This window comes from Streptomyces africanus (assembly GCF_030816955.1).
Taxonomy (GTDB): Bacteria; Actinomycetota; Actinomycetes; order Streptomycetales; family Streptomycetaceae; genus Streptomyces; species Streptomyces africanus.
In genome coordinates this window covers 3021064-3045757 of the sequence record NZ_JAUSYP010000001.1, presented here as the reverse complement: position 1 = coordinate 3045757, position 24694 = coordinate 3021064, and the positions used below count along the sequence as shown (strand labels likewise).

Annotated in this window: 17 protein-coding genes, 1 tRNA gene and 1 pseudogene; 13 read left to right on the top strand and 6 right to left on the bottom strand. The window is 69.3% G+C overall.

Annotated features, from left to right (window positions below; all coding sequences use genetic code 11):
• Nucleotides 1–39: 39 nt before the first annotated feature.
• From QF034_RS14030 to QF034_RS14020, 3 genes and pseudogenes are all read left to right on the top strand, one after another.
• A pseudogene (locus QF034_RS14030) lies at nucleotides 40–1282 on the top strand (RNA-guided endonuclease InsQ/TnpB family protein); the annotation flags it as partial.
• A gap of 56 nt (nucleotides 1283–1338) precedes the next feature.
• Nucleotides 1339–1836, top strand: a complete 498-nt coding sequence (locus QF034_RS14025) for a tyrosinase cofactor (protein WP_307175273.1) — start codon at nucleotides 1339–1341, stop codon at nucleotides 1834–1836.
• Complete coding sequence (locus tag QF034_RS14020) at nucleotides 1820–2686, top strand: tyrosinase family protein (protein WP_307175272.1); 867 nt, start codon at nucleotides 1820–1822, stop codon at nucleotides 2684–2686. Before QF034_RS14025 ends, QF034_RS14020 begins: the two co-directional genes overlap by 17 nt.
• A 70-nt stretch (nucleotides 2687–2756) precedes the next feature.
• Here the strand turns inward: QF034_RS14020 and QF034_RS14015 are convergent, their stop codons facing one another.
• Nucleotides 2757–3260: a chaplin gene (locus QF034_RS14015; protein WP_307175271.1), complete on the bottom strand. Its 504-nt coding sequence runs from the start codon at nucleotides 3258–3260 to the stop codon at nucleotides 2757–2759.
• Nucleotides 3261–3591: 331 nt separating this feature from the next.
• On the opposite strand from QF034_RS14015, the gene QF034_RS14010 reads away from it, so the two are divergent.
• The 7 genes from QF034_RS14010 to QF034_RS13980 all read left to right on the top strand — a co-directional run bounded on the left by QF034_RS14010 (nucleotide 3592) and on the right by QF034_RS13980 (nucleotide 14696).
• Nucleotides 3592–3861 carry a hypothetical protein gene (locus QF034_RS14010; RefSeq protein WP_307175270.1) on the top strand — a complete coding sequence of 90 codons (270 nt, stop codon included), beginning with the start codon at nucleotides 3592–3594 and terminating at the stop codon, nucleotides 3859–3861.
• Nucleotides 3862–4099: 238 nt separating this feature from the next.
• Nucleotides 4100–4372, top strand: coding sequence for a hypothetical protein (locus tag QF034_RS14005; protein WP_307175269.1), 273 nt, complete (start codon nucleotides 4100–4102; stop codon nucleotides 4370–4372).
• A gap of 346 nt (nucleotides 4373–4718) precedes the next feature.
• Complete coding sequence (locus tag QF034_RS14000; RefSeq protein ID WP_307175268.1) at nucleotides 4719–4985, top strand: hypothetical protein; 267 nt, start codon at nucleotides 4719–4721, stop codon at nucleotides 4983–4985.
• Nucleotides 4986–5250: 265 nt separating this feature from the next.
• Nucleotides 5251–5523 (top strand): hypothetical protein, encoded by a 273-nt coding sequence (locus QF034_RS13995; RefSeq protein ID WP_307175267.1) that lies wholly within the window; start codon nucleotides 5251–5253, stop codon nucleotides 5521–5523.
• 140 nt (nucleotides 5524–5663) lie between these two features.
• Nucleotides 5664–5942: a hypothetical protein gene (locus QF034_RS13990; RefSeq protein WP_307175266.1), complete on the top strand. Its 279-nt coding sequence runs from the start codon at nucleotides 5664–5666 to the stop codon at nucleotides 5940–5942.
• Between the two features lie 304 nt (nucleotides 5943–6246).
• Nucleotides 6247–8016 (top strand): fatty acyl-AMP ligase, encoded by a 1770-nt coding sequence (locus QF034_RS13985; RefSeq protein WP_307175265.1) that lies wholly within the window; start codon nucleotides 6247–6249, stop codon nucleotides 8014–8016.
• Nucleotides 8013–14696, top strand: a complete 6684-nt coding sequence (locus tag QF034_RS13980; RefSeq protein ID WP_307175264.1) for a type I polyketide synthase — start codon at nucleotides 8013–8015, stop codon at nucleotides 14694–14696. The genes QF034_RS13985 and QF034_RS13980 overlap by 4 nt, the downstream gene beginning before the upstream one ends.
• 21 nt (nucleotides 14697–14717) lie before the next feature.
• Here QF034_RS13980 and ccrA read toward each other — a convergent pair whose 3' ends face one another.
• Nucleotides 14718–16040 carry a crotonyl-CoA carboxylase/reductase gene (gene ccrA / locus QF034_RS13975; RefSeq protein WP_307175263.1) on the bottom strand — a complete coding sequence of 441 codons (1323 nt, stop codon included), beginning with the start codon at nucleotides 16038–16040 and terminating at the stop codon, nucleotides 14718–14720.
• 140 nt (nucleotides 16041–16180) lie between these two features.
• On the opposite strand from ccrA, the gene QF034_RS13970 reads away from it, so the two are divergent.
• Nucleotides 16181–17245, top strand: a complete 1065-nt coding sequence (locus QF034_RS13970; RefSeq protein WP_307175262.1) for an alpha/beta hydrolase — start codon at nucleotides 16181–16183, stop codon at nucleotides 17243–17245.
• Here QF034_RS13970 and QF034_RS13965 read toward each other — a convergent pair.
• Nucleotides 17215–19038: a class I SAM-dependent methyltransferase gene (locus tag QF034_RS13965; RefSeq protein WP_307175261.1), complete on the bottom strand. Its 1824-nt coding sequence runs from the start codon at nucleotides 19036–19038 to the stop codon at nucleotides 17215–17217. The two genes, QF034_RS13970 and QF034_RS13965, sit on opposite strands and share 31 nt — an antisense overlap.
• Before the next feature lie 150 nt (nucleotides 19039–19188).
• On the opposite strand from QF034_RS13965, the gene QF034_RS13960 reads away from it, so the two are divergent.
• On the top strand, nucleotides 19189–20457 hold the full coding sequence (locus QF034_RS13960; protein WP_307175260.1) for a glycosyltransferase: 1269 nt from the start codon (nucleotides 19189–19191) through the stop codon (nucleotides 20455–20457).
• A gap of 88 nt (nucleotides 20458–20545) precedes the next feature.
• Here QF034_RS13960 and QF034_RS13955 read toward each other — a convergent pair whose 3' ends face one another.
• From QF034_RS13955 to QF034_RS13945, 3 genes are all read right to left on the bottom strand, one after another.
• Entirely contained in the window at nucleotides 20546–21502 is a 957-nt protein-coding gene (locus QF034_RS13955; RefSeq protein WP_307175258.1) for a D-2-hydroxyacid dehydrogenase family protein, read from the bottom strand.
• A gap of 340 nt (nucleotides 21503–21842) precedes the next feature.
• Nucleotides 21843–22115: a hypothetical protein gene (locus QF034_RS13950; protein ID WP_307175257.1), complete on the bottom strand. Its 273-nt coding sequence runs from the start codon at nucleotides 22113–22115 to the stop codon at nucleotides 21843–21845.
• 577 nt (nucleotides 22116–22692) lie between these two features.
• Nucleotides 22693–22765: transfer RNA gene (locus tag QF034_RS13945), tRNA-Arg, on the bottom strand.
• Nucleotides 22766–23085: 320 nt separating this feature from the next.
• Here QF034_RS13945 and QF034_RS13940 point away from each other — a divergent pair.
• Nucleotides 23086–24693 (top strand): dynamin family protein, encoded by a 1608-nt coding sequence (locus tag QF034_RS13940; RefSeq protein WP_307175255.1) that lies wholly within the window; start codon nucleotides 23086–23088, stop codon nucleotides 24691–24693.
• The last annotated feature ends 1 nt before the right edge of the window (nucleotide 24694 follow it).

The following is a 24694-nucleotide window of genomic DNA, read 5'->3' as shown; positions in this document are numbered from 1 at the left end:
CGCCGCGAGCGGTCACGAAGCATCCATACGGTGATCGGTATGCAGCTCCGCTACAACTACCGGGCCTACCCGGATGCCACCCAGCGCCTCGCGCTGGCCAGGGCGTTCGGGTGTGCCCGCGTGGTGTGGAACGACTGCCTGCGCGACCGCAAGGAAGCGCACGCGGCCGGGCTGCCGTATGTGAAGTCGGCGGAGTTGTCCCGGCTGCGCATCACCCAGGCCAAGCGCACCGAGGAACGCGCCTGGCTCGCCGACGTGTCCGCCGTGATCCTGCAGCAGTCCCTGCGGGACCTGGACACCGCCTACAAGAACTTCTTCGACAGCTGCAAGGGCAAGCGGCAGGGCCGGAAGGTGGGGCCGCCCCGGTACAAGTCGAAGAAGGACACCCGGCAGTCGATCCGCCTCAACACCAACGCCTTCTCCCTCCAGGACAACGGCACGGTGTACGTGGCCAAGGTCGGCAACCTCAAGGTCAAGTGGTCCCGCCGCCTTCCGGCCGCGCCCACGTCCCTGACCGTCACCAAGGACAGCTGCGGCCGGTACTTCCTCAGCTTCGTCGTGGACACCGAGCCGGACATCCTCCCCGGCCTTCAGACCGACGCCGGTATCGACCTGGGCCTGTCCGCCTTCGCGGTCCTGTCCGACGGGACGAAGATCGACAGCCCGCGCCTCCTGCGCCGGGCGGAGAAGAAGCTCAAGCGCCTCGGGCGGGAGCTGTCCCGCAAGGCCAAGGGATCGAAGAACCGGGCCAAGGCCCGCATCAAGGTTGCACGCCAGCACGCCAGGGTGGCGGACCGGCGCCGGGACTTCCACCACAAGGCTTCCACACAGATCATTCGCGACAACCAAGCGGTGTACGTGGAAGACCTCGCGGTGTTCGGCCTCGGCCGCACCCGTCTCGCCAAGTCCGTGCACGACGCGGGATGGTCGGCGTTCGTCGGCATGCTGGAGTACAAGGCGGCTCTGCACGGCCGCACCTTCGCCAAGGTGGACCGGGCCTTCCCGTCCTCTCAGGTCTGCTCGGCCTGCGGGTTTCCGGGACGGCCCCAAGCCCCTGCACGTCCGGGAGTGGACGTGCAGGGCGTGCGGCACCGTGCACGACCGCGACCACGACGCAGCCCGCAACGTCCTCTTCGAAGGACGCCGTATCGTCGCCGCCGGACGGGCGGAGACGCTGAACGCCTGTGGAGTGCCGGTAAGACGGGCACATGTGCCCGCACAGCGTGGTGAAGCAGGAAGCCACCGGAAGGGTCACACGACTCAGGCCGGAATCCCTGGACTTCAGGCCAGGGAGCACGTCAACGCTACGGATCAACCGAATCGGACGAGGAGTGAGCCATGGTCGTCAGCGTCGGCGGAGTGCCGGTGGGTGCCAGGGACGGAGCACCTGACCCGGCGCGGCCCGAAGCACTAGGCAGAACACGGCGGGAGCTGGCGCGCGGACTGTACACCTGCGCACTCATCGCCGCCCTTACCTCAGGGTCCGCCGCCTCCCGGCCTGGGCACCATCGACCCGGCATCGCCCCGGGCGACACGGCCTTCGATGTCGCGTACCGCGGCCGCCGTATCCGCGGTCGGTGGTTCCCCGGGTGCGGCACACCCGAGGACGGCCGGTGGCATGTCACCGTGGACGGCCGCCCCCTGCATCTGATGCGCCGCGCCGACGGCACCTGGCTGAGCATGGTGGACCACTACTGTTCGTACCCGACACCGCTCGAGGCGGCCCGCGCCGCCGTCGACGAACTCGGTTCCGGTCAGCGGCTGCGCGCCCTGGTGCCACAACCGGTGGACGGTGGACACCTGCACAGGGATCACCCGCATGGCGTACGTGCGTAAAGACGCCGGCACGCTCACCAGGGCCGCGAAGCGACGGTTCGTCAAGGCGCTGCTGGAGCTCAAACGGCGCGGCGAGTACGACGAGTTCGTGCGCATGCACATCGCGCACTTCTCCGCCGACGGCGAGCACGGACTGCGCACCGCGCACATGGCCCCTTCCTTCCTGCCGTGGCACCGCCAGTTTCTGCTCGAACTGGAGCGCGCCCTACGCCGAGTGGACCCGTCGGTGACCCTGCCGTACTGGGACTGGACGCGCGACCGCACGACCACCTCCGTGCCGTGGACGGCGGACCTTCTCGGCGGCACCGGACGCCGGTCAGACCACCAGGTGATGACAGGTCCGTTCGCCTACCGGGAGGGCAATTGGACCATCAAGGTGGGCGTGACCGACGAGAAGTTCCTCACCCGGGACCTCGGCAGCCCGCGGGCCCCGGTCGACCTGCCCACGAAGAGGGAACTGGAGTGGGCGCTGAAGGAGCCCGCCTACGATGTGGCGCCCTGGGACTCGACGGTCACGCGAGGTTTCCGCAACAGACTGGAGGGCTGGGGCACCGGCCGGGGCAGAACCTCCTGGCGCAATCACAACCGAGTGCACCGGTGGGTCGGCGGGGCCATGCTCGGCGCCGCCTCCGTCAACGACCCCGTCTTCTGGCTGCACCACGCCTTCGTCGACCTGCAGTGGTACCGCTGGCAGCGCCGTCATCGCGGAGCCCGCTACCTCCCCGCCACACCGCCGGGCCCTAACGACGAGCAGCACGGACGGATCGTGGCCCGGCACCAGAAGCTGCCGCCGTGGGACGTGTCGCCGGACGAGCTCGAGGACGTCGGCCGGATCTACCGGTACGCGTGAGTGAGGGATGCCCAAGAGGAGAGCCCCGGCGTTCCAGGACGCCGGGGCTCTTCGGTGAGGACGACGGACGTCAGTGGCCGTAAACCTCGTGAACCTTCTCGGCGAGCTTCTTGAGGCCGTTCTTGTCGTGCGCCTTGTGCTGCTTCTCGGCGTGCTTCTTGAGGTCCTTCTTGTCGGGCGTGTTGTGCCCCTTGTGCTGCTTCTCGGCGTGCTTCTTGAGGTCCTTCTTGTCGGGCGCGTCGTGCCCCTTGAGCTGCTTCTTGTCGTGCGTGTCGTGCGCCTTGTGGTGCTTCTTGTCGTGCGCCTCGTGCTTCTTGTGGTGCTTCTTCTCGCCGTCGTTGTTCCCGCAGACGCTGCCGGCGGCCCGGTTGAGACCGCCGAACACGGTGACGGTGTTTCCGCACACCTTGATCGGCGCGTGGATCGGGACCTGGATCACATTGCCGGACAGGGGGCCGGGCGAGTCGAACGCAGCGGCCTTGGCGTCGGCGTCCGCCGCGGCGACACCGGGCACGCTGAGCACCACGGCGCCCGCGCCGAGAGCGAGAGTGCCAACCTTCGCGATGCGAGACATAGAGACGTTCTCCTTATTGGCTCGGTGAGTGCGGTAGCGGAATGGGCGATCGCACTTCCCCTTCAACGCGTCGCCTTCGCACCGGTCACGGCGAGTACCTCCGGATCACCCTCTTTGCCCGGATGCGTGTGCGGCCGAACGTGACCACCTGGTTAGCCCACTTGAGGGACGCGCAGCGGCCCCCCGGCCTGCGGCCCCCCCGGCCTGCGGCCTTTCGGAAAGATCAAGCACTCGGCGTTTCGTCATCAAATATCACAAACATCACGGTATCTTCATGACTGTTGGTGCACAGTCGACCACGTACTGTGCCTACTCAAGAAACGGAGAGGAAATGCGCAAGTACCAGAAGGCCGCGGTCGTCGCGGCCATGCTCGGCAGCGTCAGCTTCCTGGGCGCCGGCGTCAGCCACGCCGGCGACGAGGGTCACAAGCTCAAGCTCGACAGCGACCAGACCCAGGTGTGCTCCGCGGACGAGGTGAACATCATCGGCACCGACGCGGCGGACACCTTCGCTCCGACCAATGGGACCGGTGTCCAGATCATCGACGCGAGTGACCGCAACTCGGTGCACTGTGGTCAGCTCTTCGGGTTCGGCGGCTGATCGCTGATCACTGATCAGGTGACTCAGGCAGGCCCCGGGCCTCGAACCAGGAGTCCGAGTCCCGGGGTCTGCCGCGGCTTGCCGGGCGGGGTGACGTTGGTCTGTCCGAGTTCATTCTCGATTGTCTTGTTTTCCCTTTGAGTGTCTCGCCCGCTGAAAGTCGCAAACGTCACCTACGGTGAGTTCTGTAAGTGACCAGACCGTAACGGGCTGTGTCGGTACGAGAAACGGAGACGTAATGCGCAAGTACCAGAAGGCCGCAGTCGTCGTGGCCATGCTCGGCAGTGTCAGCTTCCTGGGTGCCGGCGTCGGTCACGCTGACGGGGACCCGAAGGTCAAGCTCGACAACAAGCAGAGCCAGAAGTGCTCGGCGGACGAGGTCAACATCACGGGCACCGAGGCGGCGGACGCCTTCGCGCCGACCAATGCGGCGGGCCTCCAGTTCATCGACCGGAGTGAGCGTACGTCGGTGGAGTGCGCTCAGCTCTTCACCATCGGTGGTAAGCACTGATCAGGTGATCTAGGCAGGCCCCGGGGCTCGATGAGTGTTCGAGCCCCGGGGTCTGCTGTTTTGCTCTCCTGTCGGTCCGTGCGTCGAGCTATGCGTGGACCCGGGGTGCGGGTTGGTGATCGGTCGGCGGCGTCCGGCCTCACGGATCCGGGGGGGGGGCTTGTCGGCCCGCGCCGTCCCCTTCCCCGTGTCCCCGCTTTCAGCAAGTGCCCCGTAATGGAAAACTTCTCGAGATAAGAGAGCAATGGGCGTTTCGCGTAGCAAAAGCCCGAAAGCTCGCCCTAAGGTGAGGGCTGTCGGTGACCAGGCCGTAACGGTCTGTGTCGACACGAGAAACGGAGAAGTAATGCGCAAGTACCAGAAGGCCGCAGTCGTCGTGGCCATGCTCGGCAGTGTCAGCTTCCTGGGTGCCGGCGTCGGTCACGCTGACGGGGACCCGAAGGTCAAGCTCGACAACAAGCAGAGCCAGGAGTGCTCGGCGGACGAGGTCAACGTCAAGGGCACCGACTTGGCGGACGTCTTCGCGCCGACCAATGCGGCGGGCCTCCAGTTCATCGACCAGAGCAAGCGTACGTCGGTGGAGTGCACTCAGCTCTTCGCCATCGGCCGGTAAGTGCTGGCCGGGTGATCTCAGGCGGGCCCCGGGTTCGAACCAGGCGTTCGAACCCCGGGGCCCGCTGTTTGGGTTCTCTGTACAGGTCGCCTGAGTCGGCCAGGTGGTCACTCGTATGCGAATACAAAAGCTAGATTATGGGTCTTTTTGGGGAAATCTCCATCTTGGGTGTTTCGCTCACTAATGCCCCCAACATCCCTTACAGTTGACAACTGTGCGCGGCCAGTCTGTTACTGACCGTGACAAAACGGAGAACGGAGAAGTAATGCGCAAGTACCAGAAGGCGGCAGTCGCCGTTGCCATGCTCGGCAGCGTCAGCTTCCTGGGCGCCGGCGTCGGCCACGCTGCGAACGGGGACTCGAAGGCCAAGGCCGACAACCCCCAGCAGAACCAGAAGTGCTCCGCGGATGAGGCCAATTGGGGACTGGTCAAAGTCGGCGACGTAAATCTCGTGATCAACCTCCTCGGCGTCCAGTTCGTCGACCAGAGCGAGCACAAGTCGGTGAAGTGCACTCAGGTCGTCCCCGCCGACAAGTAGTCGCTCATTGGGTGTAGGCAGCCATCGGGGGCCGACCAGGTGTCCGAGCCTCGGAGTTGCCACTGACTTCGTTCCCGGGCCACGCGTCCGGAACGCACCGCAGTCCAGTCACGGGGGCCGACGGTAAAAGGAAAAGGCAGATGTTCAATTCGAAGAAGATCGCAGCGGCAGTGGGCGTCCTGGGGAGCTTTGCTCTGATCGGCGCCGGTGCCGTCCAGGCCTTCGCCGATGACCGCTCCAGCGGGTGCGTCGACAACGGCAACGGCTACCAGAGCTGTTCGCAGGTGAGGGAGTACCAGGTCACCACCGACAAGCGCGGAAACATCACCGTCGTCAACCACTCGACACAGGACTGTCCGGCCTCAGGCGGGCAGATCGACTGCGTCAGCAGCTTCGCCGTCCCTGGCAAGCAGTCCTGACGTCAGACCGAGACGGCCGAGGCGCCTTCGTCGTCGGCGCCAGTCGCGCAAGTCCACCCGTATGCATGGGGGTGGCCGGGACCTGTATGGCGTCCCGGCCACCCCCATGTGTCCATGTGACGTTCAGGGGGATTTTCCCTTGCCGCCCCCGGCCGGGTAATTCCGCCCAGTCTTGTCGCGCCGGGCGGTGTAGCCGCATCGGCGTGTCACTGGAAGCCCGGCATGTCTCCGTGGTGAGCTGATCGCTCACCGCTGCTCACTATCCCGTGGAAATTGTTGCCCGGAACGAAGGTTCGGTGACTCAGTGCTGGAAATCGTGAGTGACACCATCAGCCACCATCTCGCTCAGGCCGCAGCACAAACGCCCGAAGAGACAGCGTTCACTTTCGTGGACTTCAGCACTGACCGCGACGGAGTCCCCTCCACCCTGACATGGTGCCAACTGGAGAAACGGGTACGCACCCTCGCGACGGCCCTGCGCCACGCCGGGGCAGCCGGCGAGCGCGTGGCCATCGTGGCACCGCAGAACCTGGACTACGTCGTCGGCTTTCTCGCGGCCACGTGCGCCGGCGCGATCGCCGTTCCCCTCTTCCCCCCGACCCTGCCGGGTCATGCGGAGAAGCTTGCCGCCGCACTCGCCGACGCCGACCCGGTGCTCGCCCTCAGCAGCCCCGACTCGCTTCAGGCCGCGGAGAAGTTCTTGGCCGACCAGGACGGCCTGCGCTTGCGCGCGGTCACCGAGCAGGAACTGCTCTCAGGACGGGCACCAGGGGACGTACCGGCGGGTGGGGAGACCTTTCATCCGCGCCCCGAGGACTGTGCCTATCTGCAGTACACCTCGGGTTCCACCCGTGTGCCGTCGGGCGTGGAGATCACCCACGCCAACGTCTGTGCCAACGCCCGCCAGGCCCTGGAGGCGTACGACATCCGCACCGGGCGCAACTGCACCGTCGGCTGGCTTCCGCTGTATCACGACATGGGGCTGGTTCTGGCGATCGTGCTGCCCATCGTCGGCCGCGTCCCCTCCGTACTCATGGAGCCGTTGGCCTTCGTGCAACAGCCCGTCAGGTGGCTGCGCCTGCTCACCCAGTACCCGGGAGCCCTCACCGCCGCTCCCAACTTCGCCTTCGACTACTGTGCGCGCCGCGTCACCGACGAGGAGCGCGGCGCGCTGTCACTGGGATCGGTGGCCGCCATGGTGAACGGCAGTGAACCCGTCGCCGAGCAGACGCTGCAACGGTTCCAGCAGGCCTTCGCACACGTCGGCATGGTCCGCACAGCCATGCGTCCGTCCTACGGACTGGCCGAGGCGACCGTGTTCGTCTCCGCCTCACCGGCCGGGAAGGAACCGACCGTCACCTGCTTCGACCGTGATGCGCTGGCGGACGGCACCGCCCGTGTGGTCGAGGCCACCGGAACGCGGGCAGTGACCCGCCTGGTCGGATGCGGGCAGCCCACCGGGCAGGAAATCGCCATCGTCGACCCGGCCACCCACGTCCGCCTGGAGGACGGGCACGTCGGCGAGATCTGGCTGCGCGGACCCAACGTCGGACGTGGCTACTTCAGACGCCCGGAACAGAGCGAAGCCACCTTCCGTGCCACACTCCACGGCGACCACGCGCATCACTGGCTGCGGACCGGCGATCTCGCACTGCGGCACGACGAGCAGCTCTACATCACCGGTCGCATCAAGGACCTCGTGATCATCGATGGCACCAATCACTATCCGCAGGACATCGAGCAGACCGTCGAGAGCGCCCACCCGGCCGTCCGCCGTCACCACACCGCGGCGTTCTCCGTTCTCACCGATGACGGAGAACGTCTGGTCGTCGTCGCCGAGCACGTCCGTGACCTCGCGGACCCCCAGAGGGTCCTGGACGAGGCGACTCGCGCCGTCCGCGCGGCGGTGTCCGCCGGCCACGCCATCGCCGTCCACGACTTCGTCCTTGCCCAGCCCGGCACCGTACCCCACACCACCAGCGGAAAGGTCGCCCGCGGAGCATGCCGTGAGCGCTACCTCCAGGGGGTCTGGAGCTCGGCCACGCGAGGACAGACAGCGGGAGCCAGCGCATGAAGCAACCAGGCGGACACCAGGAGCCGGTCGGGGACGCCCGGAACACCGACTTCACCACCGTCAGTCGCTCCGGACCGGGCGTCACCGCACTGCGGATGGCGCTGGTGCAGATGGTCTCGGACATCAGCGGCATCCCGCCGCAACAGCTCGACGACGCCCGCCCCTTGGCGGAGTACGGCCTCACCTCACGCGACGCCGTCGGACTGACCGGCGAGCTGGAGAAGTTACTGGACCGGTCACTGCCCGCCACGTTGCTGTGGGAACACCCCACCATCGGACAACTGGTCAGCGCTCTGGCGGCCGCCGACAACACCGACACCGCGGAAACCGACGAGCAGTCCGACCGGTCCGGCGAAGCGGCAGCCGCCACGGCCGGCCTCGACGACCACGCCATCGCGATCATCGGCATCGGCTGCCGCCTGCCCTCGAACGTGCAGGGACCGGACGCGCTCTGGGAGCAACTCCTGGCAGGAACGGACGCGGTCGGCCAGGTGCCCGCGGGACGCTGGCGGAACTTCAGCGGCACGGCGCCCGACGTCACCGCCCTGATGGAATCCACCACACAGTGGGGCGCCTACCTCGACGACATCGAGGGGTTCGACGCGGACTTCTTCGGCATCACGCCCCGCGAGGCCGAAGTCATGGACCCCCAGCAACGGCTGGTGCTGGAAGTCAGCTGCGAGGCGCTGGACCATGCGGGAGTTCCCGCCCACGCCCTCCGGGGGACCCGCACCGGCGTCTTCGTCGGCCTGAGTGCCCTCGAGTACGGGCAGTTGACCACCTCCGACCCCGCGCGCCTGACACCGTGGACCAGCACCGGAGCCGCCGGCAGCATCGTCGCCAACCGCGTGTCCTACCTGCTCGACCTCCGCGGGCCCAGCATCGCCACGGACTCGGCCTGCTCGTCGTCCCTCGTGGCCGTGCACCTGGCCTGCCGCAGCCTGCGCGGTGGGGAGTGCGACACGGCACTGGCCGCGGGAGTCAACGTGCTCCTGTCCCCGGCGGTCACGGCCTCGTTCGAACAAGCCGGTGCGCTGGCCGCCGACGGCAGGTGCAAACCCTTCGACGCCGCGGCCGACGGAATCACCCGTGGTGAGGGCTGCGGCGTCGTCGTGCTCAAGCGTCTCGTCGACGCCCGGCGCGACGGCGACCGGGTGCTCGCCGTCGTCAGGGGTACCGCCGTGAACCAGGACGGCCGGTCGGCGGGCCTCATGGCACCCAACCCGACGGCGCAGGAGGCGCTGCTGCGCGACGCCCTGCGTGACGCACGGCTCGACGCCGCCGACATCGACTATGTCGAAGCGCATGGGACGGGCACCCTGCTGGGAGACCCCATCGAAGCAGCCGCCCTCGGAGCAGTCGTCGGCCGCGGCAGACGGCCCGACCAGCCCTTGCTCATCGGATCGGTCAAGAGCAATCTGGGCCACCTCGAAGGCGCGGCCGGCATCATCGGCCTGATCAAGACCGCGCTGGCCCTGCATCACGGCCGTATCCCGGCCACCCTCCACTTCCACGACCCCAACCCCCACATCGACTTCACCGAGCTGGGCCTGCGCGTGGTCACCGAACCGACCGTATGGCCCGCCCCGGGGAACCGTACGGGGCGCGCCGGCGTGTCCGCCTTCGGGTTCGGCGGTACGAACGCCCACGCCGTCCTCGAGCAGGCACCGTCTGCCGTTCCGGGTCCCGCGCAGCCTTCGGCGACCGACGACGAAGAGGGTGACCACCCGCACGTTCTGGTGGTGTCCGCCCGTTCCACGGACCGGCTCGCCGACGTGGCCGCAAGTCTGTCGCGGTGGGTGGCCGCCGGTGACGTGCCCGCGCTCACCGATGTCGCCCATACCCTCGCATCGCACCGCCGTGGCCCGTCCTGCGCGGCCGTCGTCGCGCGGACCCGCTCCGAGGCGGCCGCCAAGCTCGCCGCGCTGGCCCGGGACGAGACGGTTCCCGGCGTGGTCGCCGCATGCACCGACGCGACAGCGGCTCAGTCGTTCACAGCGCGCCGACCGGTCTTCGTCTTCTCCGGTTACGGCTCACAGCGCAAGGGCATGGGGCGGCAGCTGCTGACCGGCGACTCCCGCTTCGCCGCCCAGGTGTCCGCGCTCGATCCGGTCTTCCTCGCGGAGACCGGCTCCTCACTGACCGACATGCTCACGGCCGATTCCGACCACACAGTGGACCGGACCCAGCCGCTGCTCTTCGGCATTCAGCTGGCGCTGGCGCAGACCATGCGGGCCTACGGCGTGGAACCCGCTGCCGTCATCGGCCATTCGATGGGCGACGTCACAGCCGCCGTGGTGGCGGGCGCTCTCGACGCCGCCGACGGACTCCGCGTCATCGCCCGCCGATCGGCGCGCCTCGCCGGCATCGACGCCGAACAGGCCGGCGCGATGGCCGCGATCGAGCTGCCCGCACCGTCCCGGACGGACGTCCTCAGCCGCTTTCCCGGTGTGGAGGTCGCCGTCCACTCCTCGCCGCAACGCTGCACCGTGGCCGGGCCGGCTGGAGTGGTGCGTGACCTGGTGGACGAGTTGTCCGAGCAGGGGCACCTCGCCCGCCTGCTGGACGTCGGCGGAGCCGGACACTCGGAGGCAGTCGATCCCATCCTGCCGCCCTTGCACGAAGACCTTGCCGCTCTGCGCCCGAGCGCACCCACGACGCCCTGGTACAGCACAGTCCTGGAGGATCCCCGCGCACTCCCGGCGGCGGATGCGCGTTACTGGTGCGCCAACGTCCGCCAACCGGTGCGTCTGCAACAGGCGGTGACCGCGGCCGCCGAAGACGGCCACACCCTGTTCCTGGAAATCTCGCCCCACCCCATCGCCGTCGTCCCGCTCACCGAGACGCTCGACGCCACACCGGTGGCTGACCAGGCCTTTGTCGTCCCGACCCTGCACAAGAACGCGGACGACACCGTCGCCGTACGCGCCGCGCTGGCCAGACTGCACTTCGCAGGCGTCGCGATGAGCACCGGTCTGTGGCCCACCGGTGCGCGCACCGCGCTGCCCACCCCGCCCTGGCGTCACAGACGATTCTGGTTCTCCCGCCCCGCCACCTCGACCGCGGTCGGCGGTCACCCCCTGCTGGGCGTGCGCACCGACGATCCCAGGACCGGCGTTGTGCTGTGGCAAGGAGACATCGGCCCCCGTCGGCACCGTCCCAGGAGCACGGTCCACGACCAAGCGGTGCTGACCCTCGCCGAGGCCGCGGAGCTGGTGATCGAAGTCGGCCTGGAGCTCTGGGGGCGAGAGAGCCTCGCCCACCTCGGCATCGAGGACCTGCGGATCCACCAGTGGCTCGCCATCTCCAGCAGCACCCCGCTGACCGCGGTGTGGGAACCGGCCTCCGGCACACACGGGACCGTCACCCTGCACGCCCGCGGCACCGGCACCGCCTGGCGCTGTTACGCCTCGGCCCGCATCACCCGCGATCCCGAACCCCCGCGCGAGCAGCACCACCCCGCGGAACAGGCCCCGGACTTCGTTCAGCCCTTCACCCCCGAGGACCTGCCGCACCCACACGGGCCGTTCTACGCGTATCTGCTGACTGCCATGCTGGAAGCGCTGAGGGCCGCCGGAGTCGGGGGCACGTCGCCGGGCGGTGACGGCACCGTCCAGGCCACCGCGCACGCCGTCCCGGTGGCGGTACGGACCTTGCACATCAAGGGGCCGGGTCTCCTCGACACCGGATACGACATCCGCCGCACGCCTGCCGTCGGCGCCGACTCCTCGGACACCGGCGTCGACCAGTGGCACGTCACCGCCCAGGGCGCGAAGAGCGAGCTGGTCGCCCGGTTCGTCCAGCTGCGTCCCATCGAGCATCACGAGGTGCCCCGGCCTCTCGAGACGTGTGCCTACGACATCCAGTGGCAGAAGTCGACCGTCCCCCTGCCGCTGGACCTGCACCGTGCCCTCCTCCTGAGCGACGAGCCGGATGCCGCAGGCGGCATCACGGCCTCGCTCGCGTCGGCCCTGGAAGCCGGGGGCGTCGACGTCACGCAAGCCCGGGACGACGCCTGCGACGCCGTACTCGACGCGTGGCTGCGGACCCCGCAGGACGGCCCGAGCGCCGTCGTCCTGCTCTTCCCCCCGTACGAACGCGACGACGACATGCGGCCACTGCGCACGGCAGCACGGGTGGCCCGCCGCCTGGCCGGCGGAACGCACCGGCAACCGCCGCGCCTGTGGATGGCCACCGTGCTGGCACAGGCGACAGGGCCGGGGGAGCCCGGGGCGCCGCACCTTGCCTGTCTGCGTGGGCTCGTCCGGGTCATGGCACTCGAACACCCCCATCTGCGAACGTCGTTGGTGGACATCGACAGGCAGCCCGGCGCAGTCGGTGACCTCGTCCAGGAACTCCTCGCCGACGGCGACGACGATGAAATCGCCTGGAGAGCCGGCACCCGCCTCACCGCCCGTCTCGCCCGTGCCGACCTCACCCCCCAGGGCAACGACGACGTGGCGTTCACACGTCCTGACGGCGCCTACATCATCACCGGTGGGCTGACCGGCCTGGGTCTGGCGACAGCGGGACGACTCGCCGAGCAGGGCGCCGGCCGCATCGTCCTGAACGGTCGTCGTGCCCCCGGGCCCGAAGCCCAGTCCGTCTTGGCCGAGCTGCGGGACCAAGGGGTCTCCGTCGCCGTGGTCCGCGGCGACATCGCGGAACCGGATGTCGCCCGCGGTCTGGTGCGTGCCGCCCTCGCGGAAGGCCACACCCTGCGAGGCGTCGCGCACTGTGCCGGTGTTCTGCACGATCGCCTGATCACGGACCTCGAGCCGGCGGACCTCGACCACGTGCTGCGGCCGAAGGCCCTCGGAGCCCGGAACCTGGAGGCGGCCGTCGACGGCCATGATCTGGACTGGTGGGTGATCTACAGCTCCGCCGCGGCACTGATCGGCTCGCCCGGACAGTCCGCGTACGCGGCCGCCAACGCGTGGCTCGACGCCATGGCTCACCACCGCAGAGCCTCCGGCCGGCCGGCAACCGCCATCGCCTGGGGCCCCTGGGAGAACGTCGGCGCGGCGGCAGCGAACCCGGCGCTGGCCCTGGAGCCCATCCACCTGACCGAGGGAATGGACGCTCTGCAGACGCTCCTCACCCTCAACCGCACGCATGTCGGCGTCGTGCACCTCGATGCGGACCGGGTCCTGGCGGCATTCCCCGGCCTGTCAGCCATCCCCTTCTTCAACGACGTTCTCGAGGACAGCGCGCTCAGCGCCGACGACTGGGTGGGCCCCACCGGCATCACCGCGCTCGGAAGCTCCGCCCCGGACATGGTGTACGCGCGCCTGGTCAAGAGAACGGCGGCCATCATGGGGTTCAGCGCCCACGAACTCGACGAGACGACCGCGCTGACCGAACTCGGACTGGACTCCCTGATGGCGGTGCGGATCCGCAATGCCCTGCGCCAGGACTTCGGCATCGACCTGCCCGCCCCGCACCTGCTGCGTGGCGCCTGCCTGCGTGAACTCGGCGGCGCGGTGCTGGAGCAACTCGGCCTCGGTTCCGCGGTGCCGACGGCCGGCTCCCTTACGGCAGGGCCCGACAGCGTCCGGCAGGCAGAGCCGTCCGCACCGTCGCTGCCCAGTTCGCTCAGTGCCCGGGACCCGGCAGAGCGGCTGGTCGCGAGCGCCTGGTCCGAGGTCCTGCGTCGCAGGCCCAGAGATGTGCACGAGGACTTCACCGCCGCCGGAGGAGACCGACGCGCCGCCGAGGCCATGGTGGAGGTCATCCGCCGGCGCCTGGGGAACGACGCTCAGCTGAGCCTCACCGGCGAGACCGTTCTCACCTACCGGACCGTCGCAGCCGTCGCCGAACTGATCCGGCCGGTGGTCAACCGGACCGGCCCGTCGGCACTCACTACCCTGCGCCCCGCTGTCCCCGGGGCGCAGCGGCCCCCGCTGTTCACCTTCCACCCAGCCGGCGGACCGACCTCGGTCTATCTGCCCCTGACGGGGCTGCTGCCGGCCGACCAGCCTGTGTACGGGCTGGAACGCGTCGAAGAGCTGAACACCGTGGAGGACAAGGCAGCCCACTACCTCACGATCATTCATGACATCCAGCCGAAAGGGCCCTACCACTTGCTCGGCTGGTCCTTCGGAGGATGCCTCGCGTACGAAGTGGCCCGTCAACTGAGCGAACGGGGGGAGGCCATCGGATTCCTCGGGCTGATCGACACCATCCTGCCCGCCGCTCTGCCGCAACAGGATTCACCGGAGCTCCTGCTCGAGCGTTTCGGCCGCTTCGCCGAATACATCGAGAAGACGTACGGCCACCGCCTGGACCTGCCCTACGAAGAGCTGGCGGCCACGCCGGACGAGCAGCAGATCGACGTGATCATGCGCCTCGTCGCCGATGCAGGCTTCGACATGAGCCCCGGGGTCCTGGAGCACCAACGGACCTCGTACGTCGATGCCCGCGTCGGCGAACGGTACGTTCCCCGTTCCCACGACGGCCATGTGGTGCTTTACCGCGCCCAGCAGCCGCAGCAGCTCACCACCGCTCTCGACCCCCGCTACCTCCGGCAGGAGGCGGACCTGGGATGGGCGCCCCTGTGCCCGTCCCTCGAGATCGTCCCCGTCGAGGGCGACCACCTGTCCCTCATCGACCCACCCCATGTCGAGACCATCGCGCGGCATGTCGCCCGGGCCATCGGACGGCTCCCGGGTGATCACTGAGCGACGCCTGTTCCGTGGGGTTCACCGGCGGAACAGGCGCAACCGCTCCTCACCCATCCGGGCACGGGCCTCCGGGTCGGTGACGCCGAGGTCAGGGCGGGGAGCCAGACACAGCACACCGACCTTGCCGATGTGCTGATTGGTCTGGACAGCCCGTGTGGCCGCACCCACCTCCGCCAGCGGATACGTCGTCGACAGGGCGGGAACCACGCTGCCCATGGTGATGAGCCGGTTGACCTCACACTGCTCGTGAAGGTTCGCGCCGTGGCTGCCGATGATCCGCTTCAGCCGCATCCACAGATAACGGTTGTCATAGGTGTGCTCGTAGCCGGTGCTGGATCCGCAGGTGACGACCGTGCCGCCGCGCCTGGCCAGGAACACGGACGCCGCGAAGGTTTCCCTGCCGACGTGCTCGAACACGATGTGCGGGTCCTCACCGACCGCCTCGCGGATCGCCCTCCCCATCTTCTTCCAGCCCTCGGGACGCCGCAGGAGTGTGTCGTCCCCGCCCAGGATCTCCTGGCGGTTGATGACCGCGTCGCATCCCAGTGACCGGAGCAGACTGGCCTTCTCGTCGGAGTTCACCACGCCGACCGGGATACCGCCTCCACCCCGCACCAGTTGGACGGCGTAGGACCCGAGCCCACCGGTCGCACCCCAGATCAGCACGATGTCGCCCTGCTTCATCCGCGCACCGCGGTCGCTGACCAGCATGCGGTAGGCCGTACTGGCACACAGCGGGTTGACAGCCGCTTCCTCCCAGGTCAGAGCAGGGGGCTTCGGCATCAACTGGCTAGCCCGGACGACGGCGTAGTGGGCCAGACCGCCGAAGTTCGTCTCGAACCCCCACGCCTTCTGCCCCTGCCCCAGCATTCCGTCGCGATGCGTGTCGGGATCCTGCTCGTCGACATAGGCCGGCGAGATGGAAACGTGATCACCGATCTTCCACCTGCGCACGGACGATCCCGTACGGACGATGACGCCCGAAGCGTCGGAGCCCACGATGTGGTACGGAAGATCATGCCGCGCCTCCCATCCTCCGGCCTTCCCCATCTCCTTGAGGAACTGGAAGGTGGGCAACGGCTCGAACATGGCCGTCCAGACCGTGTTGTAGTTGATCGCACTCGCCATCACGGCGATCAGAGCCTCGTCCGGAGCGAGTTCCGGCATGGGAACGTCCCCCACGCTGAGGGACTTGCGTACGTCCTTGTCCTCGACGCCCTCGAACATGTTGACGTCGGGGGCGCGCACACAGGCCGCCGGGAAGTGGTCCGGGAGAGGGAGGGACTCGAGGGCCGCCGCGTCCGCACCAGCGATGACCGCCTCGGACAGGGACGATGTCATGTCGGCTCCAATCTGCTCAGGTCTCACGACTGTTCCCAAGAGAACCGCTGATCCGATGCCCCGCAATCGCTGCTCTGCCGTACGGGCGACTGCCCCGCTTCGAGCGGAGTGTCTGCCGGTGGCGGACGGTGTGTTTCGTCATGCTCCGAGCCGTGTGGGCATATTTTCAGAAGTATCTGAGACTGAATGTGGTGTGTCTGGGGCTCGTCGCCGCTCTCGTCTCGACCGAGGCGCATGCGGCTGAACAGAGCCCGGAAGACGTACCCGGGCCTCACGGTGCGGAGGCTCGTGTCATTGCCGTGAAAACGATCGACGACCGAACGCGCGATCTCACGGTGAGTTCCCCGGCCATGGGAAGGTCCATCCCGGTCCGTGTCATTCTTCCGGCGAGCTGGAGCAAGCGGCCGGAAGCCACCTTTCCCGTTCTCTACATGCTCCACGGCGGCGCCGACGACTACACGGGCTGGACGCGTGAGACAGACGTGGAAGAGCTGTCGCAGCACTCCGATGTGCTCATCGTCATGCCCGACGCGGGCTTGGACGGTTACTACAGCGACTGGTTCGCCGGCCCGGCCCGCTGGGAAACCTTTCACACGGCCGAACTCGTGCGGCTCATGGAGAAGGAGTACCGAGCCGGCCCGTCGCGCGCCGTCGTGGGACTGTCCATGGGCGGTTTCGGAGCGCTCAACTACGCGGCACACCATCCGGGACTGTTTCGGTACGCGGCGGCGATGAGTTCCTACGTGGACCTCAACGACCCGATTGTGCGCATGGTCATCGGACTCAGCTCGCAGGCGGTCGGCGTCGACATCAAGCAGGTGTGGGGCGACCCGGTGGAGAACGCCGACGTCTGGCAGTTCCACAACCCCGCCGCCATGCCGCGGTCCTTCCGCGGAACGCACGTCCATCTGTCCGTCGGCAACAGCATGCCCGGACCGATGGACATGGGGCGCGACCCCTACGTCATTCTGGTGAGCATGCTGGGCGAGGCGGCGCTTCCGGAGCAGATCAGGAAGTTCGCCTCCGCACTGCGCGCGGAAGGAGTCCGTGTCACGACGCATCAGTATGAGCCAGGGACGCATTCCTGGCCGTACTGGCGGCAAGAACTCCACCGCATCTGGCCCACGGTGATGCGCTCACTCGGGCTGCCGGCTTCCGGTTCCCGGGACGGGCGTCAAGCTTCCTTGCGGGCGAGGATCCGGTAGGCCTGTCCGCCCCGCAGCGCCCCCAGGAACGGGGCGATCGCGAGGTCGGCCGCGGCCGCCGCGACGATCAGCGGGACGGAGGACGTCCAGATGACCGCGTGGGCCAGGGCGCGGGTGCGGGTCGGGGGCGTTCGGGACCACGGATGACGGGGGCTCGGCGTCCAGGAGCGGAAGCGCTCCACGACGGCGCCGCAGAAGTCCCCGCCCGGCCGCCCGGTGACGCGTTGCTCCACCACCGTGGTGAAGCCGCGCTCCAGCAACGCCTGTCTGAGATTGGCGAAGGGCATCAGGTGCACGTGCTGCGGCTGCATCCAGGGAATCCAGTGGCGGCCCAGCAGCTGGCTGAGCGAGCTCTGCGGGTCGGGGACCTCGATCACCAGGTGACCGCCCGGCTTGAGGACGCCCCGTGCCGCCTCCAGCTCGGCTCGTGGATCCAGGGTGTGCTCCAGGTAGTGGAACATGCTCACCACGTCGTAGGCGGCTCCCAGGGACTCGGCCAGTCCGGGGAAGTCGCCCCGGTGACCGCGGTGTACCCAGCCGTACTTCTCGGCCTGCTCCACGGCGTCGCTGCGGTCCAGGCCGTGAAAGACGGTCTGCGGCCAGACGTCCTGTGCGACGAGGCAGAAGTGACCGTGACCGGCCCCCACGTCCAGCCAGGTCCGGGGCACGGTGTGCGGGTGCAGGAGGCGGGCGCGATCGCGGTAGGCAGATCCCTGGAGGACGAACACCTTTTCCATCTGCCGTTCGCCGATGCCGTCGTAGCAGTCGCGGTAGTAGAAGTCGAGGCCGGCCAGGCTCAGCCGCGGATTCTGGAAGATGTGGCCGCAGTCTCCGCACTCCTCCAGAGTGAACCGGCCCGGTTTTCCCTGGTACATGTCCCGTGCCGTCACGCGGTGTCTCAGGTCGGACGACCCGCACCACGGGCAGGAGCCGCGGCGTGGCTCGAAGAACTGCTCGACGCCCCGGGCGAGCTCGGCCTGGTATTCCGCGCGGAGGCCGGCGTGCGGGTCGGCCGGACCACGCAGAGCGTGCGCTGCGCGCGCGGTACTCAGCCAGTCGCCCGGGCCCAGTACGGGTCTGAGCCAGGTGGCGCGGTGCCGGTCGGGGGGAGCGAACCGGCGACCGCGCACCAGCGTCGGCTGCAGTGCGTAGCCGGCCAGGGCAGCCGCTCCCCAGGCCGGGGCCATCGCGAGGCAGGCGACGGTGAGGGCACCGGCGGCCAGGCGTGCCGCCAGGGCGGCCGACGGAGGAACGAAGGTGTTGCCCGGCCGGGCGGCGACGCGTTCCCGGGCGGTGCGGCGGACACTGCGAAGCCCGGGCGCGAGCGCGAATCCGGTCGTGGTCGGCGCAGACTTCTTCAGCTGCCCGAGCAGATCGGTGAGCTCCGCGGCCGAGAGCCCCGCGAGGTCCGTGCCGGCGGGCAGTGGCGTGCCGAGGCGCTCCAGGACGGCCGCCTCCACGACGACGGCATGCTGGGCGCTTCGTCCGAAGGCCAGCCTGTCGCGCCGGAAGGAGCGGGTGTTCACCAAGCGGGCGAAGTCGAGCAGCTCGACCGTCGGCAGATCACCCGGCAGCAGGTCGAGTACCTTCAGCCCCTCCCGAGAGGCGAAGGCGCTGGCGGCGCGGCGGGTCGCGTCGTCCAGCCGCACCCCGGAGGCCAGCACGAACCGGAAGTCCGGCGAGGGCGGATCCGCGGAGGGTTCAAGGACGCCCAGCCCGGACAGTCGGCGATTGAGCCGTACCGCGTTGAGGGCGAATCCCGCGCCGAGCGCTGCCGCGGTGAGATGGGCCATGTTCCTTGGCATCAGTTTCCCGTCCCGCCAGAAGGGGTCTTTTCCTCATCTTCGCCCGATGAGTCCAGGAATGCTCCGCCTGATATGTCTATGGTCTGCCACTCGGGTAACGGCCCGGCGGGCACCGGCACACCTGGAGAGAGGAACGGCGTGGGAAGAACAGTGGTGATCTTCGCCGCGGGATCCCGAGGCGACGTCCAGCCCTGCCTGGCACTGGGCCGAGCACTGGCCCGGCGGGGCGACACGGTGAGAGTCCTGGCCAGCCGGCGCTACGAGCATCTGATCGCCGAGGAGGGGCTGGATTTCCACCCCCTTCCGGCCGACCCCGTGCAGATCATCGAGTCCGTCGAGGGACAGGAACTCCTCGAAGGCCCACGCAATCCGGCGGCGTTCGTCCGCCGGATGGACCGAGTCCTGCGACCCCACATCATGCCGATGCTGGAGGAGACCCGGGCCGGAGCGAAGGGCGCCGACCTGGTTCTGGCGCCCACCCTCGGTTTTCTCGGTGTCCATCTGAGCCAGTACCTCCGCGTTCCGCACGCCGTCATCCACTTCCAGCCGAGCCAGCCCACCAAAGCCTTTCCGCACCCCCTCGCGCCGACCGCCGGGATGCTGGGAGCCCTGGGAAACCGGCTCAGCTTCGGCGCGGTCGACCTCGGGTCCTGGATGCTGTGCCGGAGCTTCGTCAACACGTGGCGCCGGGAGAGCCTGGGCCTGTCGGAGCTGTCGCTGTCGGCCCCTTTCCGGCATGTCCGCCGCGCGCCCGTGCTGTGCGCGTTCAGCCCCACCGTGGTACCGCGGCCGTCCGACTGGAAACCGAACGTCCACGTGACCGGCTTCTGGCACCACGACCAGCCGACGTGGGAACCCCCGCGGCGCCTGCTCGACTTCCTGGCTGACGGGCCGCCACCCGTCTACGTCGGATTCGGCAGCATGAAGACCCGCGATCCGGAAGCGACCGACACCTTCGTACGGACGGCGCTGCGACGGGAGAAACTACGCGGAGTGCTGAGCGGCGATCCCGCTACCAGCGAAGACGACATCCTCGTGGTCGGCGACACCCCCCACGACTGGCTGTTCCCCAGGATGGCCGCCGTCGTCCACCACGGAGGAGCGGGCACGACTGCCTCCGCACTGCGGGCCGGAAGACCCTCACTGGTCTGTCCGTTCTTCGGCGACCAGCCCTACTGGGCCGCGCGGGTACGTGAACTCGGCGCGGGACCCGCACCGTTGCCGGCTCGTGAGCTCACCGTTTCCGCCCTCGCCCACAGCCTGCACGAGCTCACCCGGCACCCTCCCTTTGCCGAGGCCGCGCGTCGGCTGGGCCGGGCTCTGGAAGCCGAGAACGGCACCGCCCGCGCCTGCGAGGTCCTCGACGAGTATCTGGTTGGTTCCCCGTCATGGCTGAAACGGGTGTGAGGTTGACGTAATCGAGGGGCCCCGCACAGCGGAGAACGGCCGGGACCCGACATGGGTCACGGCCTCTTGGTGTCTCAGCCCGGGGGCGTCAAGGCAGCTGTCGCACGGGTGCGCCCGCGAGGAAGGCGCGGATGTTCTCGACCGCCTGGCCGTAGTACGTCGTGTAGTTGGCGTGCGAGACGTAGCCCAGGTGAGGGGTGGCGAGGAGGCGGGGGGCGGTGCGCATCGGGTGGTCGGCGGGCAGGGGCTCGATGTCGAAGACGTCGACTCCCGCGCCGGCGATCCGGCCCTCGTGCAGGGCGGCGAGGAGGGCTTCCTGGTCGACGATGGCCGCGCGCGAGGTATTGACCAGGTACGCGGTCGGCTTCAGGAGGGCGAGTTCGGCGGGGCCGAGCAGTCCGCGGGTGCGGTCGCTCAGCGCGAGATGGATCGAGACGAAGTCGCTGCTCGCGAGGAGCTCCTCCCGGGGGGCGAGTTCGACGCCGATCTCGTCGGCGCGCTCCTCGGTGAGGTTCTGACTCCATGCGCTGACGTGCATGCCGAAGGCGAGGCCGACCCGGGCCACGCGGCTGCCGGTCTTCCCCAGGCCCAGGAGCCCGAGGCGCCGGCCGTGCAGGTCGGCACCGACGGTGCTCTGCCAGGGGCCGCCGCCGCGCAGCGCGTTGCTCTCCTCGACGATGCCGCGGGCGAGGCCGAGCAGCAGCGCCCAGGTCAGCTCCACGGGCGGGGTGGAGGAGCTGGCCGTGCCGCACACCGTGACGCCGTGCGCCTCGGCGGCCGCGTAGTCGATGACCGAGTTGCGCATACCGGAGGCTACGAGCAGTTTCAGCCGGGGCAGACGGGCGAGCAGCGACCCGGGGAAGGGCACGCGCTCGCGCAACGTCACCACGATGTCGAAGTCGGCCAGGGCCGCGGCCAGGGCCTCCTCGCTGTCCAGGTGGATGTCGAAGGAGACGACCTCCACGTCGTCCGCGATCGGCGACCAGTCGGCGACCTCGGTCGCCACCCTCTGAAAGTCGTCCAGCACAGCACAGCGCAGCCGCACGTCACACCCCTTCCTCGGCCCACGATGGGTTCCCGGACCATGATCGGGCCTGAGCGGGGCAGCGGGAAGCCGGGGGGAGCGAGACCGCGGGACGCGTCGGGGTCGTCAGGAGACGGCCCCGCGCCAGGCCCCGGGCTGACCGCGACGCTGCGTATGGCCAAACGGCGGACGAGTGTGACCGTCGCGACGGCCACCAGGGGCGCCCCGGCGGCCGGCACGGCCAGCGGCCCGACGGCCAAGGCCGGCACGGCGGCACCGGTGACCACGATGCTGAGCGGCTCCCGCACCGGCGCGCGGACCAGAGCGGCCGGCAGCAACGCGACCGCGCAGGTGAGCCCGGCTACCCAGGCCAGCATCCGGCGGCACCCGGGCCGACTGCGCGCCAGGCCAGCCGCAGCAGGGCGAACTCCAGTCGGCGGCCTGCCGTCGCCATGCTCAGGGTATTGACGACGGTGATGGCCGTGAACATGCCCGCGATGCGCAACTCGCGGCGTGTGGCGGCAAACGCTGCGAGCTGCGCCACGACCGTGGCCAGTACGACAGTCGCCCAGGGCGCGACCGGCCCCACGGACAGGACGAACGACGGCGGCAGCACCTTAGCGCTCACCAGCATCTGGTGCAGGAGCATCACCGCGCCCGATCCCGCCCGGTACGCCGGAGCACAGCAGCCACCGTCACCGTTGGGACTCCATCGCGATCATCCGGCGGATCTGCCCCTTCGAGGCCGCGACGACCCGCAGCGGGCCGATCTCCGTCCAGCCATCAAGCGACCGCGAGCGCCGGCTTGCCGGAGACGGCAGAACTCGCCAGAAACAGCGACAGTCCCCGAACGTCCCGACGAGGGAGGAGAGCACCGACGCCGGGGACGGCATGTCCCGGAACTCCGCGTCCGCCCGCCCGGCCCCGGAGCGACCACGAGGGACCTTGCGTCGTCGCCGTACAGGTCCGTGACGGCCTCCTCCGCCTGCCACCGGAGCGCCGCGGTGTCCGTCGTCCCCTTCGCTGACACCCCGAGGCCCGCACGGGACGGGCCGAGTCCTCGAGCCGCCTCGCGGGAGGTGTGGAACACCGCGTACTGGGGTGCCGGTGTCTGCCCTTGAACATCAAGAGGACGTCCGGGGCTTCGCCACGTCGCCCCACACCAACCCTGACCAGCAAAAAGCCCTCCCCAAAGGGAGGGCGGAGACTTGCGCCCCCGGCAGGACTCGAACCTGCGGCCAAGCGCTTAGAAGGCGCCTGCTCTATCCACTGAGCTACGGGGGCCGGTGTGGTGGCCTCTGTCGTGGTGCCCTGGTGTGGGCCGATCCGTGACGTTGCCGGGGACAAGGATAGGGCTCCCGCGTCCTTGTCCCTGTTGCTTCGCCTCCGTGGCTCGATGTGGAGGTTCGGTGAAGCGGTCCTGATAATCGCAGCCAGGTACGAATCGTGCACCGCTTTTGGCGCCAGAGGCATCGGGTGTTGTGCACTCGTTATGCCTGGAGTGGGCCCGTGTCCCAGTAGTCCCTTCCATCCCTTGTGTCCTATCGGCGCGCAGACATGCTCATATGCTTCAGAATTCCCCTAAAATTGGGCATTCTTCACATGTGGTGACCTTGGACGTACGGCCTCAGCTGCTCGACGCACTCTCCGCCCTGCGCGACCGTGTCGCCGCCGCACGCTTCCCGCTGCCCCTGGCGGGGGCCCCACGCGCGCGTGCCAGCCGCGACGAACTGCTCGCCCAGCTCGACGACTACTTGGTGCCCCGGCTGAGAGACCCCGAAGCACCACTTCTGGCCGTCGTGGGAGGCTCCACCGGAGCCGGGAAGTCCACGCTGGTGAACTCCCTCGTGGGGCGGCGGGTCAGCGAGGCCGGGGTGCTGCGGCCGACGACACGGACGCCCGTGCTGGTCTGCCATCCAGAGGATCATCACTGGTTCAGCGGCATGCGGGTGCTGCCCGATCTCACACGCGTGTGGGTGCCCCAGCAGGACGCCACGGAGGATCTGCTGCTCCCGGGCGAGGACCCCGCGCGCGTGCTGCGGGTCGAGACCGCTGAAACGCTGGCGCCCGGCCTCGCCCTCCTCGACGCCCCCGACATCGACTCCCTGGTCTCCGACAACCGCGTCCTGGCCGCCGAGCTCATCTGCGCGGCCGACGTCTGGATCATGGTCACGACGGCCGCCCGCTACGCCGACGCCGTGCCCTGGCACATGCTGCGCACCGCCAAGGAGTACGACGTCACCCTCGTCACCGTCCTGGACAGGGTGCCCCACCAGGTGGTCGCCGAGGTGTCGCGGCAGTACGCGGCCCTGCTCACCAAGGCCGGACTCGGGCAGGTGCCGCGGTTCACCGTGCCCGAACTGCCCGAGTCGGCCTGGGGCGGCGGTCTCCTGCCGGCCAGCGCCGTGGCTCAGCTGCGCGCCTGGCTGGTCCACCAGGCCCAGGACCCGGCGGCCCGGCAGCAGGTCATGGCCCGCACCGCGCGCGGGGTCCTCGACTCACTCAAAAAAAGGATGCCCGAGCTGGCCGGGGCCGCCGCCGCGCAGTACGCCGCCGCACTGCGGCTCACCGCCGCCGTCGACGGGGCGTACGACAGCGAGCACACGCGCGTGCGGGGCCGGTTGCAGGCCGGGGCGGTGCTCGCGGGAGACGCCCTCAAGCGGTGGCGCGCCTTCCCCCTGGACTGCACCGCCGGGGAACTCCTCGACGCGCTCGTGGAGAGCCTGAGCGCGCTGCTGCTGTGCGCCGTCACCGCCGCCGACGAGCGCATCGACGACGCCTGGCGGCGCGAACCCGCGGCGGCCGCACCCGGGCTCGCCGACCGCGAACCCGCCGCGGAGAGCGCCGAGCACCGGATCGGTCTCGCCGTACGGCGGTGGCGGCGGGAGCTCGAGGAGTACGCCGAGGACGAGGTGCGCGAGCTCGACCGGAACATCTCGCCCGACCCCGAGCTGGTCGCCGCCCTGGTCGCCACCTCCCTGCTGGGCGGCCGCAGGGGCCGGATGGCCGGGGAAGGGCTCGCCGAGAGGATCGGCGCCCACGGGGCGTTGCGCCTGCGCGACCGGGCCGGACGGTTGCTCGCCGAGCACGTCGACCGGGTCCTGCACGTCGAACGCGAGCGCCGGCTCGCCCCGCTCGACGCCCTCGACGTCCACCCGGAGCCCCAGGCCGAACTCATCGCTGCTCTGTCCGTACTGCAGAAGGAGAGGTGAC

What these genes read in the sequence shown, in the direction of transcription:
- QF034_RS13965 (WP_307175261.1), bottom strand. Translation starts at nt 19,038, where the DNA reads ATGGCCCATCTCACCGCGGCAGCGCTCGGCGCGGGATTCGCCCTCAAC.
- QF034_RS13970 (WP_307175262.1), top strand. Translation starts at nt 16,181, where the DNA reads ATGCTCCGAGCCGTGTGGGCATATTTTCAGAAGTATCTGAGACTGAAT.
- QF034_RS13995 (WP_307175267.1), top strand. Translation starts at nt 5,251, where the DNA reads ATGCGCAAGTACCAGAAGGCGGCAGTCGCCGTTGCCATGCTCGGCAGC.
- QF034_RS14010 (WP_307175270.1), top strand. Translation starts at nt 3,592, where the DNA reads ATGCGCAAGTACCAGAAGGCCGCGGTCGTCGCGGCCATGCTCGGCAGC.
- QF034_RS13990 (WP_307175266.1), top strand. Translation starts at nt 5,664, where the DNA reads ATGTTCAATTCGAAGAAGATCGCAGCGGCAGTGGGCGTCCTGGGGAGC.
- QF034_RS13980 (WP_307175264.1), top strand. Translation starts at nt 8,013, where the DNA reads ATGAAGCAACCAGGCGGACACCAGGAGCCGGTCGGGGACGCCCGGAAC.
- ccrA (WP_307175263.1), bottom strand. Translation starts at nt 16,040, where the DNA reads ATGACATCGTCCCTGTCCGAGGCGGTCATCGCTGGTGCGGACGCGGCG.
- QF034_RS14005 (WP_307175269.1), top strand. Translation starts at nt 4,100, where the DNA reads ATGCGCAAGTACCAGAAGGCCGCAGTCGTCGTGGCCATGCTCGGCAGT.
- QF034_RS14020 (WP_307175272.1), top strand. Translation starts at nt 1,820, where the DNA reads ATGGCGTACGTGCGTAAAGACGCCGGCACGCTCACCAGGGCCGCGAAG.
- QF034_RS14015 (WP_307175271.1), bottom strand. Translation starts at nt 3,260, where the DNA reads ATGTCTCGCATCGCGAAGGTTGGCACTCTCGCTCTCGGCGCGGGCGCC.
- QF034_RS14025 (WP_307175273.1), top strand. Translation starts at nt 1,339, where the DNA reads ATGGTCGTCAGCGTCGGCGGAGTGCCGGTGGGTGCCAGGGACGGAGCA.
- QF034_RS14000 (WP_307175268.1), top strand. Translation starts at nt 4,719, where the DNA reads ATGCGCAAGTACCAGAAGGCCGCAGTCGTCGTGGCCATGCTCGGCAGT.
- QF034_RS13950 (WP_307175257.1), bottom strand. Translation starts at nt 22,115, where the DNA reads ATGCTGGTGAGCGCTAAGGTGCTGCCGCCGTCGTTCGTCCTGTCCGTG.